The organism is Spiroplasma endosymbiont of Andrena trimmerana (assembly GCF_964019575.1).
Lineage (GTDB): Bacteria > Bacillota_I > Bacilli_A > Mycoplasmatales > VBWQ01 > Spiroplasma_E.
In genome coordinates this window covers 221,234-237,650 of sequence record NZ_OZ026455.1, presented here as the reverse complement: position 1 = coordinate 237,650, position 16,417 = coordinate 221,234, and the positions used below count along the sequence as shown (strand labels likewise).

The 16,417-nt window shown below is 22.2% G+C and carries 19 protein-coding genes and 2 pseudogenes; 12 read left to right on the top strand and 9 right to left on the bottom strand.

The genetic code is table 4. The annotated features are described in order from the left end of the window. Positions 1-106 precede the first annotated feature (106 nt). The 3 genes from AACL03_RS01475 (at position 107) to AACL03_RS01465 (ending at position 2,135) form a co-directional block, all read left to right on the top strand. Positions 107-781 carry a BspA family leucine-rich repeat surface protein gene (locus AACL03_RS01475; protein ID WP_338959110.1) on the top strand — a complete coding sequence of 225 codons (675 nt, stop codon included), beginning with the start codon at positions 107-109 and terminating at the stop codon, positions 779-781. A gap of 38 nt (positions 782-819) precedes the next feature. Further along, positions 820-1,413, top strand: coding sequence for a hypothetical protein (locus AACL03_RS01470; RefSeq protein WP_339038928.1), 594 nt, complete (start codon positions 820-822; stop codon positions 1,411-1,413). Between the two features lie 92 nt (positions 1,414-1,505). Further along, a complete protein-coding gene (locus AACL03_RS01465; protein WP_339040162.1) occupies positions 1,506-2,135 on the top strand; it encodes an ETX/MTX2 family pore-forming toxin in 630 nt (209 codons plus the stop codon). A 503-nt stretch (positions 2,136-2,638) separates the two neighbouring features. Here the strand turns inward: AACL03_RS01465 and AACL03_RS01460 are convergent. Together AACL03_RS01460 and AACL03_RS01455 are read right to left on the bottom strand one after the other, a co-directional pair. Then, positions 2,639-2,950: a hypothetical protein gene (locus AACL03_RS01460; protein ID WP_339038926.1), complete on the bottom strand. Its 312-nt coding sequence runs from the start codon at positions 2,948-2,950 to the stop codon at positions 2,639-2,641. Between the two features lie 107 nt (positions 2,951-3,057). Next, the gene (locus tag AACL03_RS01455) at positions 3,058-3,750 is read right to left on the bottom strand and encodes a UPF0236 family transposase-like protein (protein WP_339038924.1); all 693 of its coding nucleotides are present in this window, start codon (positions 3,748-3,750) and stop codon (positions 3,058-3,060) included. Between the two features lie 369 nt (positions 3,751-4,119). On the opposite strand from AACL03_RS01455, the gene AACL03_RS01450 reads away from it, so the two are divergent. Next, on the top strand, positions 4,120-4,980 hold the full coding sequence (locus AACL03_RS01450) for a hypothetical protein (protein WP_339038780.1): 861 nt from the start codon (positions 4,120-4,122) through the stop codon (positions 4,978-4,980). A gap of 32 nt (positions 4,981-5,012) precedes the next feature. Next, positions 5,013-5,504 carry a hypothetical protein gene (locus tag AACL03_RS01445; protein WP_338980346.1) on the top strand — a complete coding sequence of 164 codons (492 nt, stop codon included), beginning with the start codon at positions 5,013-5,015 and terminating at the stop codon, positions 5,502-5,504. A 141-nt stretch (positions 5,505-5,645) separates the two neighbouring features. Here the strand turns inward: AACL03_RS01445 and AACL03_RS09970 are convergent. Further along, positions 5,646-6,891, bottom strand: a pseudogene (locus AACL03_RS09970) (ISNCY family transposase). A 230-nt stretch (positions 6,892-7,121) separates the two neighbouring features. Here AACL03_RS09970 and AACL03_RS01430 point away from each other — a divergent pair. From AACL03_RS01430 to AACL03_RS01415, 4 genes are all read left to right on the top strand, one after another. Continuing rightward, positions 7,122-7,982: a hypothetical protein gene (locus AACL03_RS01430; protein ID WP_339038780.1), complete on the top strand. Its 861-nt coding sequence runs from the start codon at positions 7,122-7,124 to the stop codon at positions 7,980-7,982. Positions 7,983-8,014: 32 nt separating this feature from the next. After that, positions 8,015-8,362 (top strand): hypothetical protein, encoded by a 348-nt coding sequence (locus AACL03_RS01425; RefSeq protein WP_339038922.1) that lies wholly within the window; start codon positions 8,015-8,017, stop codon positions 8,360-8,362. 73 nt (positions 8,363-8,435) lie between these two features. Further along, positions 8,436-9,296, top strand: a complete 861-nt coding sequence (locus AACL03_RS01420) for a hypothetical protein (RefSeq protein WP_339038780.1) — start codon at positions 8,436-8,438, stop codon at positions 9,294-9,296. 32 nt (positions 9,297-9,328) lie between these two features. After that, positions 9,329-9,820, top strand: a complete 492-nt coding sequence (locus AACL03_RS01415) for a hypothetical protein (RefSeq protein ID WP_338980346.1) — start codon at positions 9,329-9,331, stop codon at positions 9,818-9,820. Between the two features lie 141 nt (positions 9,821-9,961). Here AACL03_RS01415 and AACL03_RS09965 read toward each other — a convergent pair. Next, a pseudogene (locus AACL03_RS09965) lies at positions 9,962-11,207 on the bottom strand (ISNCY family transposase). Between the two features lie 158 nt (positions 11,208-11,365). Here AACL03_RS09965 and AACL03_RS01400 point away from each other — a divergent pair. Both AACL03_RS01400 and AACL03_RS01395 read left to right on the top strand, forming a co-directional pair. Further along, a complete protein-coding gene (locus AACL03_RS01400; protein WP_339038919.1) occupies positions 11,366-11,770 on the top strand; it encodes a hypothetical protein in 405 nt (134 codons plus the stop codon). A 118-nt stretch (positions 11,771-11,888) separates the two neighbouring features. Beyond that, positions 11,889-12,083, top strand: a complete 195-nt coding sequence (locus AACL03_RS01395) for a hypothetical protein (RefSeq protein ID WP_339038918.1) — start codon at positions 11,889-11,891, stop codon at positions 12,081-12,083. Here the strand turns inward: AACL03_RS01395 and AACL03_RS01390 are convergent, their stop codons facing one another. The 3 genes from AACL03_RS01390 to AACL03_RS01380 all read right to left on the bottom strand — a co-directional run bounded on the left by AACL03_RS01390 (position 12,084) and on the right by AACL03_RS01380 (position 14,096). Next, entirely contained in the window at positions 12,084-13,115 is a 1,032-nt protein-coding gene (locus tag AACL03_RS01390) for a hypothetical protein (RefSeq protein WP_339038916.1), read from the bottom strand. Between the two features lie 11 nt (positions 13,116-13,126). After that, complete coding sequence (locus AACL03_RS01385; protein WP_339038914.1) at positions 13,127-13,354, bottom strand: hypothetical protein; 228 nt, start codon at positions 13,352-13,354, stop codon at positions 13,127-13,129. 145 nt (positions 13,355-13,499) lie between these two features. Then, on the bottom strand, positions 13,500-14,096 hold the full coding sequence (locus AACL03_RS01380; RefSeq protein WP_339038912.1) for a hypothetical protein: 597 nt from the start codon (positions 14,094-14,096) through the stop codon (positions 13,500-13,502). A gap of 40 nt (positions 14,097-14,136) precedes the next feature. Here AACL03_RS01380 and AACL03_RS01375 point away from each other — a divergent pair, with 40 nt between their 5' ends. Beyond that, entirely contained in the window at positions 14,137-15,087 is a 951-nt protein-coding gene (locus AACL03_RS01375) for an IS30 family transposase (RefSeq protein WP_339038665.1), read from the top strand. On the opposite strand, the gene AACL03_RS01370 is transcribed toward AACL03_RS01375, so the two are convergent. Together AACL03_RS01370 and AACL03_RS01365 are read right to left on the bottom strand one after the other, a co-directional pair. Then, positions 15,084-15,218 carry a hypothetical protein gene (locus AACL03_RS01370; RefSeq protein WP_339038910.1) on the bottom strand — a complete coding sequence of 45 codons (135 nt, stop codon included), beginning with the start codon at positions 15,216-15,218 and terminating at the stop codon, positions 15,084-15,086. The two genes, AACL03_RS01375 and AACL03_RS01370, sit on opposite strands and share 4 nt — an antisense overlap. Continuing rightward, positions 15,190-16,410, bottom strand: a complete 1,221-nt coding sequence (locus AACL03_RS01365; protein ID WP_339038908.1) for a hypothetical protein — start codon at positions 16,408-16,410, stop codon at positions 15,190-15,192. Before AACL03_RS01365 ends, AACL03_RS01370 begins: the two co-directional genes overlap by 29 nt. Between the last annotated feature and the right edge of the window lie 7 nt (positions 16,411-16,417).

The following is a 16,417-nucleotide window of genomic DNA, read 5'->3' as shown; positions in this document are numbered from 1 at the left end:
AACTATCACTTAACAATATATGAAAAGATATATACATAAATAACTAGTTTTTAAAATCATGTAAAATTATAATAACAAAAAATAAAGGAGGGGGGTTGTTAATAATATGAAAAAAATATTAACAACATTAAGTATTTTAGCAATTACAATTACTGTTGGAAATGTAAATAATGTTAATTTAAATAGTAGTTGGCAACAAAATGTACATATAATTAATAAAACTCAACAGGACACAATTTACATTGACAAAGATGGAGAACAAATAACAACTAATGAAACAGATTTATCAAATATAAATAGCAAAGAAATTGTTCAAATTGGATTTTATAAAAACATTATTAATCAAATTCAAGTGGTTAAAATGCCAAAAACAATTCAAAAAGTGCCAGATCAATTACCATCAGAAATAACATCATTAAAACATATGTTTTGAGATGCTATTGTCTTCAATCAAGATATTTCAAAGTGAGACATTTCAAAAGTAACAGATTTAAGTCTTATCTTTCAAAATGCCATTGCATTTAATCAAAGTCTTGCAGATTGAAATACATCAAATGTAATAAATATGAATTCAATGTTTGCTGATGCTTTAACATTTAATCAAAATATTTCAAATTGAAATACTTCTAATGTAACAAATATGAATAAAATGTTTTTTAATGCAAGATCATTCAATCAAAACCTTTCAAAATCAAATGTAAAAAAAATAATAGAACACAGTAATTTTGCTACTGGCTCAAAAATTTATAATCCCAGTAAATTACCAAAATTTAAACAATAAAAAAATTTAATAAGAAAAAGATAAGGTGGTAAATAATTATGAGAAAACTGCTAAGATTTATATTATCTTTAATGGTTGCAACACCAACAAGTATTAGTTTAGTTGCTTGTGGAGGAGCAGTATATCCTGTACATAAAAAAGATTTAAAAGGTTTATCTGATAACTTAGACATTACAACACTTGATAATAATGTAAAAGTTTTTAAAGTTGAATTAATTAATAAATTAAGAAAAAAAACATTTTCAAATTTACAACTAAGCGATGTAAAAATTAGTAAAAATAATAATATACCTCTACAAGATGCTGATATTAAAAATAGAAAATTAATTATAAAAATAATTGCATTAAGTACTTCTATAAACTTTACTGGTGAAAAAACGATAAATATAAATATTACAACCACACAAGAGAAAAAAGACTTAAATTTACTTATAGCAAATCAAAACCTAGGATTTATTAAAATTTTAGCAAAAAATTTAATTCCAACCAAAGAGGAACTTTTAATTGGTATCAAAAGCATAAATTATGATGCTAGTATTTTAACTATTAATGATTTTAATATTAAAGGGTCTATTAATACTACAAGTGCTATAATTGAAGGAACTGTGACTATAAAGGTGAAATTACTTTAAGTTATAGACAAGAATTTGATTTTAATATATGAAATTTTCTAGATATTCTTGTAATGGGTCATATGAAAAATAAAGGTTATTGATTGGAAAATATGAAACTTAATATTAAAAATAATGAAATTTTATCAAATGATAAAATTTCATTAATAAATTTAACTAAGACCTTTGAAACTTCTGAACAAACAGAACTTAAAAATAATACAAACCTTGAACAACAACTTAGTACACAAGAATACGATAAAGAAGTAACAAATACTTATTCTGTTACTAATACATATGATGTTGGTATAAGTGAAAAAATATCAATACCTTTTGAAGAAACAACCTTTAATTTTAACTTTAGCCATAGTACCACAAATACAAATTCTGAATCAGTAACATTAAAATATCCATCTCAAAAAATAAATGTATTACCTCATAAAAAGGTAAATATAGATTATGATATATTTTTAAATAATACTAAATCTGACTATATTCTAACTTTAAAATTAGATAAGAGTTCAACTTTTTCTGGAAATTTATATTATTGAGAAGATAATGTTAATAAAGGTTGACAAACATATAATTTCTATGAGCTTCTAACAGAATTAAATAAAAATCAATTTGCTAATAATTGTTTAATGTATGCTAATAATAACGAATTATATTATTCTATTCCATTAACCTTATATGGTAAATCTAATGAATTAGATGTTACAGTCAATCCAGAACAACCAATTTAAAGTTTATATAAAATATTTAATTCAAAAATAACATTTTTTAAAATAAAACTGCTCAATTGAGCAGTTTTTTTAAATATTTTTTTATTCAACTTTAAAATTATTAAAACAACACCAACAAAAGAAAATTATTATGAAAATCATTAATAAGTGCTAAAAATATATAATTTATATCAGAAAATTATTTTTAATTAATTACTAAATTATTAAAAATAACTAAAATTTTTCTAGATTTAAAAGGAGAAAGAAAAAAGGGAGATTGTCAAAAATCCGGAATAAATTAAATCGTTGTAGTCTTATTATATTTTAGACAAGAAATAATTTGGATTTTTATGAAATTGTAAATTTATCTTACTACTAATTTAAAAATATTACAATTAAAATACTCAATTTTATAAATTATAAAAACATTTTAATAATTTAATTAACATAAATATATAACAAAAATTCTTATTAACTTTTAATTTAATAAGTTTTTTTAATTTTTTATTTTAAAATAAGTAAAATTATGTTTTTAAATTTATTTGATTACATTTAAAAATAACCATTTTTATATAAATAAAAATACTATATGTTCTATTAACAATCATTTCTTTTAAAACATGTCAAATATTTGTTTCAGTAAAACAACCAATATTTCATTTTGCACCTTGATTAACAATACCTTTTTTATTATTTTTAAAATATTGTTTTTTTAACTTTTTATGATTATCTAATTCTTTATATAAATAATCAATTAATTGTTCATATTGACCATTATTAATGAAATCTTTACAATTATTATATTCACTTCAATATTTTCCTTTATTTCCCGCCATTATACCAAGATATAATGTTCTAATTAAATGGAATTTATCTAAAACAAACTCAGCACCAAGATAATCTGCTACATCTTTAATTCATCCAGCACTATCTCCACAAATAATTATTTTTGCTTGTTCAACATTTTCATAAAATTTTTGACAATGTTCTCAGCAGTTTTTTTAACTCCAATTGCTGTTCTTGTTGGTCTAATAATTGCTTTTACTCTTTTATTTTGTACTTTATGATTAATATTATCTGTATATGTTGTTATTAATCTCATAGAGTGTTTTATACCTTTACGTTTAAAATCTCAAAACTTTCGATGTCCATCATCAATTGCTACAAAAATAGGTTGATTTTTTTCTAATTTTACTTTTACTGGATTTGCTTCAATTACTTCTAAATTTTTAAAAACTCTATGAACAGTACTAACACTAATACCTGCTTTTTTACAAATAGCACAAATATCATGATATCTTTTTCCATCAGCAAAATATTCAATAATAGTTTGTTCAACATCTTCACCAATTCTTTTATATTTAGGTAATTCTAGTCATTCATCAACTAAACAAACACGAACTCATTTTTGTAATTTTTCATCAAAATATTCATAAATTCTTCTTTTATAAGTTACTAATCCATACATTATTTTTCTTGTTCGATATTGATAATCAACAATTTTATATTTCTTTTTATCTCTTGTATTTTTTATTCTTCAATCTCATTTTTCTCATTTTTTTGTTATATGTTCTAAAACTAATTTATCAATTTTTGCACTTTGTTCTCTAAAATTTCATTTATAATTAAAATTCACATTTACTTCTCCTAACTATTTTAAAAAAATCTAAATTTATTGTAAATATATTTAAAAAATTAATTTACTTAATTATTATATAAATATATAAGTGTAATTTTAAATAAAATAAAAATTATTTAAAAAATAACTTTCATATTTGCTATATAATAAACAATTTCAATATAATTAATAGTATAGGTCTCATAAAATAAATGCCTTTAATTTAGGCGTTTATTTTGCATTTAAAAGCATACTGTCAATATCGAGTGAAAATTTCCCAAAAATATTTATCAAAAAAAATAAAAAAGAAGTAAAATTTAACAAATAAAAGTTGCTTTGTTTTGAAAGTAAATATTTTTATATTTACTTTCAAAGGAGAACAAAATTATGAAATATTTTAGTCCAAGTTATTGATTTAAATTGTGAGTATTAACTGCTCCACTTTTAAATAATAAAATACAAGGTATTAATGGTAAGTCAATTGATAATTCAAATATTAAAAATTGAGTTAGAAAAAATACGACTAGTTTAGATTTAGTAAATCAACAATTAAATTTTGCAAGTAATAATCAAACAGATTTTATTATTAACAACCCAACAACAAATAGCAAAATAAATATGAATAAACATCGTCATGAAAAACACAGAAATCGATTAAAAAGAACATTAAATGGTAAAAACGAAATAAGGGGTAGTTGAGGTAAAGTAACTTGTTCATTTACACCAAAAACTTTTGAAGGAATAATAGCTGATTATCATTATTGAAAAGATAATCCTGCATGAGAACTTGGCGAAAAATTTAAAGAGGATATGATGCAACGATATAATTCTAATGATATTTCAATTACTGCAATTTTTCCATGAACATGAAAAGAAATACAACAAGTAGGTAAAACAATTTGAGATAATTTTTCAAAAATTGAAAAAGTATATACAGATAGTTCTAGAAAAGAACGTATAGAAATTGTACTTTATGAAAAACCATTTAATTGATTTGATTTTGAATCAGTAAGAATAATAACAGAAGATGAGAAATATTATCCAAATAATCGTCTTGATAATTTAGAAAATGATTTTCCAGATTGAAATAAAGATATAAAAATTAATTTAGGAAAAATTAATCATAACGTTGATAACGAAATTAAAAGTGCCATAAAGAAAAAATATCATAATTTTAAATTATCAGAAGTTTATTTATTGGATAAATCTAATTACTCACACTTTATTGGCTATTTTGAAAAAAAATAATTGTTGGTACTTTTAGTCCCTATTCTTATGGTTTGACAAAACCAACTTTTACCTATGTAACACAAGATAAATTTAATGAAATTTCAAATATTATAGCAAATGATTCAAAAGTTAAACAATGATTTGCACATATAAATGAATGAAATTCTACTTTACCACAAGCAATCAATAATTCTAAAACATTTAATCCTCAAGCATTATATAATTGAAAAAGACAAGAAAAAGAAATAATAAAAGGTTATATAAGAGATTGAAGTTATATTTCAACTTTAATTGAACATGAATTAAAGTTAGATGAATTAAACAAAAATATTCAAGGAATCAAAGCAGATTTTGAAACTTTAAAAAAACAAGTTAATGAACTTGACAACAGACTTCTAAATCTAGAAAATAAATCAAATTTAAATTGTGAAAACACATTAACTATTGTTAATGGTGCTTTAAATACTATTCCCATAATTGGTAATGTTGTTGGTGGTATTACAACAATGGCTTCTGGTGCTTGTGCTATTGGTGGTGTATAATTTTATTTTTTTATATCTTTAAAATCAATTTTAAGGCATCAAATTTGCTGCTCGACAAACGATTTAAAATTTTATATAGTTAAGTATTCACAAAAATAATCTTTTATAAAAAGAATTTTATCTAATTTTAATTTGGTATTATTAGTATCCATATCTTCAAGGATGGTTTTTATTTGGTATATAAACCTTTTTAGTTTTTATCAACTCTTCTTTGATAATTGGTTTTGGTGCTATTTCTTTTAATTCATATATTTGATGATTATAACTAAGATATAACTCATTAATAAACGATTTAAGTACAATTACATCAGTTCTAGGTTGTATGTATTGAACTTTGCTATTTTTATAAGGAAAATACTTTTTACCATAATATGTTATAGTTGAACCACTATCCGTTTTTCTTTTAGAAAATCTTGAAAGATAAATATTTATTTCTTCTTGGTTTGGAGCTTTAATCATAGCAGATTTATTATTATCAATAGGTAAGGCAAATTGCTTATTAAAAATACTTATATATATTTTAAGAAATTGATTAGCTTCTTCTAAATTTTTAATTTTATTAAGTCTAAGTTCACTAATTAAGCGACTTTGAAGTGTTCCAAATAAGCGTTCGATTCTACCCTTAGCTTGTGGAATGGAAGTTCTAATAATTTCAACACCTAAATCATTACAAGACTTTTGGAATTGAGTATAAGTATCATTTTCCGTGTTTATTTTGCCAGCATCGATTTGTTTTTTTATATCCAAAAACTGTTCTATTATCAGTATAAAATGTTTTTGGTATGCCATATTTAGTTAAAATTTGATAAAAAACATTATAATAACCATCTAATGTTTCTTGATGATCAAATCATAGTCCGACAATATTGCCTGTAGCATCATCAATTGCAGCATGTAAAAAAGCTTTTGGTTTATCCTTACCAAATCAATGATGATTACTTGCATCCATTTGAATTAATTCACCAAAATTTGTTCTTCGGTTTCTTGTAGGATGCAAGTTATTTTTCTTATTTTTATGTCTTTTTGGTGAAGTAATTTTTTCTTTAATTAATATAGTATAAAGTGTACTATATGAAATTTTAATTTTTTCTTCATTGTTTAATTTCTCATGGAAATGTTGAAAATTAAAATTATAATATTTGGTTTTATATAAATTTATAATCTTAATTTTGATTTCAAAATTTGTTGTTTTATTAGAAATTTTATTTCGGGATTTATGAATAAAACCAACTTTACCTTCTCTATTGAAAATTTGAATTAATTGGTTAATTCTTCTAATAGTTAGGTTAAGTTTATTCTTAGCTTGATGTTTAGATAATTTATTAATAATAATGTCATTTATAATATTAAACTTATATTTTTCTTTCATAGTCATGCTTCTTTCCATATTTATCACCAAGTATATTTAACTTTACTTTTGGGAAATTTTTGCTCGATAACTAATAGGAAATTATCACTAAATAATGACATATGACAAAGCATACTGTCAATATCGAGTGAAAATTTCCCAAAAATATTTATCAAAAAAAATAAAAAAGAAGTAAAATTTAACAAATAAAAGTTGCTTTGTTTTGAAAGTAAATATTTTTATATTTACTTTCAAAGGAGAACAAAATTATGAAATATTTTAGTCCAAGTTATTGATTTAAATTGTGAGTATTAACTGCTCCACTTTTAAATAATAAAATACAAGGTATTAATGGTAAGTCAATTGATAATTCAAATATTAAAAATTGAGTTAGAAAAAATACGACTAGTTTAGATTTAGTAAATCAACAATTAAATTTTGCAAGTAATAATCAAACAGATTTTATTATTAACAACCCAACAACAAATAGCAAAATAAATATGAATAAACATCGTCATGAAAAACACAGAAATCGATTAAAAAGAACATTAAATGGTAAAAACGAAATAAGGGGTAGTTGAGGTAAAGTAACTTGTTCATTTACACCAAAAACTTTTGAAGGAATAATAGCTGATTATCATTATTGAAAAGATAATCCTGCATGAGAACTTGGCGAAAAATTTAAAGAGGATATGATGCAACGATATAATTCTAATGATATTTCAATTACTGCAATTTTTCCATGAACATGAAAAGAAATACAACAAGTAGGTAAAACAATTTGAGATAATTTTTCAAAAATTGAAAAAGTATATACAGATAGTTCTAGAAAAGAACGTATAGAAATTGTACTTTATGAAAAACCATTTAATTGATTTGATTTTGAATCAGTAAGAATAATAACAGAAGATGAGAAATATTATCCAAATAATCGTCTTGATAATTTAGAAAATGATTTTCCAGATTGAAATAAAGATATAAAAATTAATTTAGGAAAAATTAATCATAACGTTGATAACGAAATTAAAAGTGCCATAAAGAAAAAATATCATAATTTTAAATTATCAGAAGTTTATTTATTGGATAAATCTAATTACTCACACTTTATTGGCTATTTTGAAAAAAAATAATTGTTGGTACTTTTAGTCCCTATTCTTATGGTTTGACAAAACCAACTTTTACCTATGTAACACAAGATAAATTTAATGAAATTTCAAATATTATAGCAAATGATTCAAAAGTTAAACAATGATTTGCACATATAAATGAATGAAATTCTACTTTACCACAAGCAATCAATAATTCTAAAACATTTAATCCTCAAGCATTATATAATTGAAAAAGACAAGAAAAAGAAATAATAAAAGGTTATATAAGAGATTGAAGTTATATTTCAACTTTAATTGAACATGAATTAAAGTTAGATGAATTAAACAAAAATATTCAAGGATGTCAATATCGAGTGAAAATTTCCCAAAAATATTTATCAAAAAAAATAAAAAAGAAGTAAAATTTAACAAATAAAAGTTGCTTTGTTTTGAAAGTAAATATTTTTATATTTACTTTCAAAGGAGAACAAAATTATGAAATATTTTAGTCCAAGTTATTGATTTAAATTGTGAGTATTAACTGCTCCACTTTTAAATAATAAAATACAAGGTATTAATGGTAAGTCAATTGATAATTCAAATATTAAAAATTGAGTTAGAAAAAATACGACTAGTTTAGATTTAGTAAATCAACAATTAAATTTTGCAAGTAATAATCAAACAGATTTTATTATTAACAACCCAACAACAAATAGCAAAATAAATATGAATAAACATCGTCATGAAAAACACAGAAATCGATTAAAAAGAACATTAAATGGTAAAAACGAAATAAGGGGTAGTTGAGGTAAAGTAACTTGTTCATTTACACCAAAAACTTTTGAAGGAATAATAGCTGATTATCATTATTGAAAAGATAATCCTGCATGAGAACTTGGCGAAAAATTTAAAGAGGATATGATGCAACGATATAATTCTAATGATATTTCAATTACTGCAATTTTTCCATGAACATGAAAAGAAATACAACAAGTAGGTAAAACAATTTGAGATAATTTTTCAAAAATTGAAAAAGTATATACAGATAGTTCTAGAAAAGAACGTATAGAAATTGTACTTTATGAAAAACCATTTAATTGATTTGATTTTGAATCAGTAAGAATAATAACAGAAGATGAGAAATATTATCCAAATAATCGTCTTGATAATTTAGAAAATGATTTTCCAGATTGAAATAAAGATATAAAAATTAATTTAGGAAAAATTAATCATAACGTTGATAACGAAATTAAAAGTGCCATAAAGAAAAAATATCATAATTTTAAATTATCAGAAGTTTATTTATTGGATAAATCTAATTACTCACACTTTATTGGCTATTTTGAAAAAAAATAATTGTTGGTACTTTTAGTCCCTATTCTTATGGTTTGACAAAACCAACTTTTACCTATGTAACACAAGATAAATTTAATGAAATTTCAAATATTATAGCAAATGATTCAAAAGTTAAACAATGATTTGCACATATAAATGAATGAAATTCTACTTTACCACAAGCAATCAATAATTCTAAAACATTTAATCCTCAAGCATTATATAATTGAAAAAGACAAGAAAAAGAAATAATAAAAGGTTATATAAGAGATTGAAGTTATATTTCAACTTTAATTGAACATGAATTAAAGTTAGATGAATTAAACAAAAATATTCAAGGAATCAAAGCAGATTTTGAAACTTTAAAAAAACAAGTTAATGAACTTGACAACAGACTTCTAAATCTAGAAAATAAATCAAATTTAAATTGTGAAAACACATTAACTATTGTTAATGGTGCTTTAAATACTATTCCCATAATTGGTAATGTTGTTGGTGGTATTACAACAATGGCTTCTGGTGCTTGTGCTATTGGTGGTGTATAATTTTATTTTTTTATATCTTTAAAATCAATTTTAAGGCATCAAATTTGCTGCTCGACAAACGATTTAAAATTTTATATAGTTAAGTATTCACAAAAATAATCTTTTATAAAAAGAATTTTATCTAATTTTAATTTGGTATTATTAGTATCCATATCTTCAAGGATGGTTTTTATTTGGTATATAAACCTTTTTAGTTTTTATCAACTCTTCTTTGATAATTGGTTTTGGTGCTATTTCTTTTAATTCATATATTTGATGATTATAACTAAGATATAACTCATTAATAAACGATTTAAGTACAATTACATCAGTTCTAGGTTGTATGTATTGAACTTTGCTATTTTTATAAGGAAAATACTTTTTACCATAATATGTTATAGTTGAACCACTATCCGTTTTTCTTTTAGAAAATCTTGAAAGATAAATATTTATTTCTTCTTGGTTTGGAGCTTTAATCATAGCAGATTTATTATTATCAATAGGTAAGGCAAATTGCTTATTAAAAATACTTATATATATTTTAAGAAATTGATTAGCTTCTTCTAAATTTTTAATTTTATTAAGTCTAAGTTCACTAATTAAGCGACTTTGAAGTGTTCCAAATAAGCGTTCGATTCTACCCTTAGCTTGTGGAATGGAAGTTCTAATAATTTCAACACCTAAATCATTACAAGACTTTTGGAATTGAGTATAAGTATCATTTTCCGTGTTTATTTTGCCAGCATCGATTTGTTTTTTTATATCCAAAAACTGTTCTATTATCAGTATAAAATGTTTTTGGTATGCCATATTTAGTTAAAATTTGATAAAAAACATTATAATAACCATCTAATGTTTCTTGATGATCAAATCATAGTCCGACAATATTGCCTGTAGCATCATCAATTGCAGCATGTAAAAAAGCTTTTGGTTTATCCTTACCAAATCAATGATGATTACTTGCATCCATTTGAATTAATTCACCAAAATTTGTTCTTCGGTTTCTTGTAGGATGCAAGTTATTTTTCTTATTTTTATGTCTTTTTGGTGAAGTAATTTTTTCTTTAATTAATATAGTATAAAGTGTACTATATGAAATTTTAATTTTTTCTTCATTGTTTAATTTCTCATGGAAATGTTGAAAATTAAAATTATAATATTTGGTTTTATATAAATTTATAATCTTAATTTTGATTTCAAAATTTGTTGTTTTATTAGAAATTTTATTTCGGGATTTATGAATAAAACCAACTTTACCTTCTCTATTGAAAATTTGAATTAATTGGTTAATTCTTCTAATAGTTAGGTTAAGTTTATTCTTAGCTTGATGTTTAGATAATTTATTAATAATAATGTCATTTATAATATTAAACTTATATTTTTCTTTCATAGTCATGCTTCTTTCCATATTTATCACCAAGTATATTTAACTTTACTTTTGGGAAATTTTTGCTCGATAACTAATAGGAAATTATCACTAAATAATGACATATGACAAAGCATACTTGTAAAAATAATCAAAAATAGTACAATTTATAAGTAAAATCAAGGAAAAAGGAGAAAAAAATGAAAACATTAGAATTGGAATATAATTGAGTTTTTAATTTTTTAAAATCTGCACAAATTAATAATGGTAATGAAGAAGTAATTAAAAATAAAGTTGAACTAGCAAAAACTACAATTAATGATATGAATAATGAAATAACAAAAATTAAAAAACAACCAAAAGTTAAAAATTTTTTTATTACACTTTTTAGTTTTGGGATTATTAACAAAAACAAAGAAAATAAAAAGAAAATTTTTGAAATTAATGAAAAAATAAAAAGATTAAATAAAGAAATTAACATATGAAATTTAATTTTTAAAAAAAGACAAAAAAATACTAATATTCAAAATCTAGTAAATCATATAAATAAAACGCCAAATAATGAACAAAATCATTATTATTCAAATAATCGTACAGTTTTATAAAATTTAAAAAAGGAGTAATTTAATATGAAAACATGAATAAAAACAAATTTAAGTAAAATAACATTAGCATTAGCACTAACTGGTGCTACAACTGGAACAATAGGATTAATCATGGGGGGTGCTTACCCATGAAAATAATTTCAAATATTCATATGAAAAACCAGACCATAGTATAGTTTTTGGTAAGTATCAAATTTGAGTTGATAAAACAACTTCATCAGATGTATTTTCACTATATTTTTCATCTGTTAAACAACATAAAGTTGATATAGAATGGGATGGTAAATATCCAAATGGATATTTTGATTGATAATTAAATTTCTAAATTTATATAAGAGATATTTTCATTATATTTATCGAATAAATTAATATTTTTTAAATCAATTTCTTGTTTCTCTGTTATTAAAATTAAATCATAATTTCCAGAACCAAATATTCCGCTAATTTCAATCCGATTTAAATTATTAATCGGATTTTCAATTTGTAATTCAAATTCAATATTATTATCAATTTGTGAAATTTCTTTATAAAATTCTAATTTAGAAAATAATTGAGATTTATTTGAACCATATAAATTTAAAACATTTTCAATTTTAATTTTATTAATAATTACTCTTGTAAAATATTTTCCATATTCTCCATTTCCTAATGTTCAATCAGCAGGAATTAATGACGGAATATTATTACTTTCTAATTCATTGGTAATAGATAATCAATTAAATTGATTATCATCTAGTTTAAATAATTCATTTTGACTAATATCATTATTTTTTAAATTAATATTATTAATATCTGTAAAATCAAAATATTTAGATTTTAATATTACCTTTACATCTTTAAATTCTCAAACTTTACCAGTATCTGTATGTATAGGATTTGATTTTAATTCAAAATAATAAGGTAATAAAATTTTATTATCGTCATTTAATCCTTTATTAATTGACATATTTGAATAGATATTATTTGATAACATAATAATTAATTGTTTAAATATTTGAACTTGTGGTAAATTTATATAATTTGGATAATCTAATTTTCATTCTTTAAATAAATTAGTAATAACATCATCAGGCTTTTGACCTTCAAATTTTTGTCTTAATTTAGCAATATCATTTTTAGGATTTCCGTTTTCATATACAGCACCATCAAAATTTCTGTTATAAGTATATGTATAAGTTAACATATCTAATAATACTTTTTGTAAACTATCAATTGGTGGTTTATCATTTACTTCAATTTCAATTGAATTAAAGTTCTGTGATAACTCAATAGCAATATATTTACTAGGATATGGTGGGGTTGGTTCTCTATGACTATATAATATATATTGTTCATTCTTTTTCATTTCAAAATCAGCTAATTTTTAGGTACTGGTGCTGGTCCATCATATTTACCAATTTTAGCATATGTTATTTTTGCATTATTAATAATTTCTTTTTTTGTTTCAGTTCCTCCACCAATAGCAATTAAATCTAAAACTGATTTTTCTTGTCCTATAAATTGTTTTGCTAAATTTCATGGTAATATTTGTTCACTAAATCATTGTTGTAATATTCTAACTTTTGGTTGAGTTTCAATAGGCATTGATAACAGCGGAAATGCTATCTTATCCTTGACAAATAACTTTGGGTATACTTCCTATTGTCAACTTCACCAAGTACCTTTATATTGCCAAAAATCATGCTTCTAGGGGCTTTAATTTTTAAACCAATTGCTTTTGTATCTTTATCTAATGGTTTTTGTAATTTAATAATAATTGGATAACCATCTCTTGTTTTAAAATCTTTAATTTTAATACTTTAATTTTAATAATAGTTATACTTTTAGTACTTCTTGTTTTTGGGTTTTGATAAGGTTGAGAATAATTATTAATGATATATAAATTATCAATATTATTTTCAGTTAAAGGTTCATTAATAGAAACTGCATATAATTTAAATTGATTTAATAAATTTATTTCTTGAAAAATTAAATTTTTAATATCAGTCATACTATATTCAATAGTATTATCATTAATATTAGTGCTTGCTCTTTGATTTAATTGCATAGTAAAGTCTGATGTTTCAGCCGCAGTAGTTTTTAATACTTTATCGATATCAATAAAACCAATTTTAATAGTATTTGCTGAAAATCTTAAACTATTATTTTCATTATTTTTAAATAAACGTTCAATTTCATAAATATATAAAGTTCTTAGTTTAAATTCATCATATGCTCTTTTAAGCTCAGGGTCACCTTTGCTACTCATAAGATTAGTAAAGTGCTGAGTTATACTTGTAAGTGCAAGTAAATAAAATTGCAAAAAATTCTCATATAAAAATTTCATAATGCTAAATTTAGTTTAGAAAAAAGTAAGGAGTTTTTATATGAGTTATAAACATCTTGGCATAGATGAAAGAATTTATATTGAGAATCAATTGAAATTTAAATTTAAAATTAGTGAAATAGCTAAAAATCTTAATCGAAGTATTAGTACTATTATTCGAGAAATTAATAGAAATAAAGATAATAATCATTATTTTTCATTAATTGCACAAAATAAAGCTGAAAATCGAAAACAATCACATATTAGTTTTCATAAGTTTAAAAATAAGAATTTAGTAAAATATGTACAACAAAAATTACTATTAGGTTGATCACCTGAACAAATTTATGGCAGAATTAAAAATTTTCATAAAGAATGAGTTATTAGTTTTAAAACAATTTATACTTGAATTTATTTTGGAATGCTTGATAAAGTTACTAGTAAAAATTTAAGAAGAAAAGGTAAAAAACGAAAATCTAAAGAAAATCGTGGCAAGTTTAATGGTAAATCAATTAAAGAACGAGATATAAATGTTAATGATCGTATAACACTTGGTCATTGAGAAGGAGATACTATAGTATCATCACGAGGTAAAAGCAAATCATGTTTAATAACTTTAGTTGAAAGAGTATCACGATTTACTTTAGCAATATTAGTTAAAAACAGAACTACTAAAGTTATTAATAAAAATGTCAGTTATTATTTATCAATTCTTCCTAAAAACATTGTTAAAACTATTACTTTTGATCGTGGCAAAGAATTTTCAAATTGACAACAACTTGAAAAAAATTTAGATGTAAAAATTTATTTTGCCAATCCATATTCACCTTGACAAAGAGGTACTAATGAAAATACTAATGGTTTAATTAGAGAAAAATTTCCTAAAAAATTTATTTTTTCAAAAACTAATAAAAATGAAGTTCATAAATTTATATTGTCTTTAAATCAAAAACCGAGAAAAATACTAAATTATCTTTCACCAATCGAATATTTGGATAGAAAAATAATTTAGTTGCACTTACCTTTACAATTTAGCAAGTCATAAGGAATATTATCAATTAAATAATCATTTTCTACTTCTGCTTGATTGAGTTTAGTTTGTTTCTGTGGAAACTTAGTTTGTGGTTTGTTGTTGTTTTCCATTGTTCTCTCCTATTAATTGGTTATTTTCGGGATTAAATAATTTTAATTTCACGGTTAAGTTATTAATTTCTTGTTCATCATTAATATTAAAGGTTTTACTATTTAATAAGTCTTTATCAACACTTACTAATATTTGAATAAATTTAAGAATATCAATATTAAATTGTCATAATTTTTGTTCAATATAATTAATAGTTGAAATATTTACAGCTGTACTTTCGGGAACTGATTGTTGTGCAGATTTCTTTTGACTTGGTATATGAATTCCACAACGTTTAAATATTTCATTAACATTTCAATCGTATATATCAGTTAAATTTTTACCTTTAAAGTTGCTACTTGTCATATTAATATTTTCGTTTTGTTCGTTATTATCACCACCACTTTTAAATAAATAATTTTTAGTAACTAATTCTCTTACTGCTTGTTCTAACGTTGATTGAACATTACCATAAGTTTGATTAAAAATAAATTTAGGTGAGTTTAAAATAGTATCTAAAACAATTTGTTCATAAATAACATCTAATGCTTTAATTTTATCCATTACTTTATTACAATCTGCTAATTCATTTGCTTTATTTCGCATAATTGCTATTGGAATATAATTAATATTTAGTATTTGTTCTTGTTCTAAATTAGGATTATTAATGAATGATTTAAAATCTAATGGAAATTGTTTTTTATTATCACTAATACTATAAATTGCACGATTAATAGTTACTTGTTCATTATTTAATGTATAAATTTCAAATAATCTTACCATTTGTGCATTTTGTTCATAACTATCATAAAAAATAGTACATTGAATTAATTTACCAGTAATATCATAAACTCTTTGTTGTATATCAACTACTTGAAAATATAAATCATCATTAGCAATAAAAATTAAATAACCACTAATTCCTAATTTACTTAATTTAAAAATAGAATTTCAATTTTTTCTATAAAACTCTTGTTTAATTAAATATTGTTTAATAGTTTCATTATTAATATCTAATGGAGCATTATATAAATTAGCATTATTTTCAGCTACAAAATCAGTAAAATAAGTTTCATGGTTAAAATCATTAAAACCAAAATAATTTAAAATAGAAGCATGTGTACTTTTATTTTTATTAGTTAAAAATTTTACTTTTTCATTTTGATTATCACTAATATTACTTTTTTCTTTTCTTTTAAATAGACTTAACATAATATTC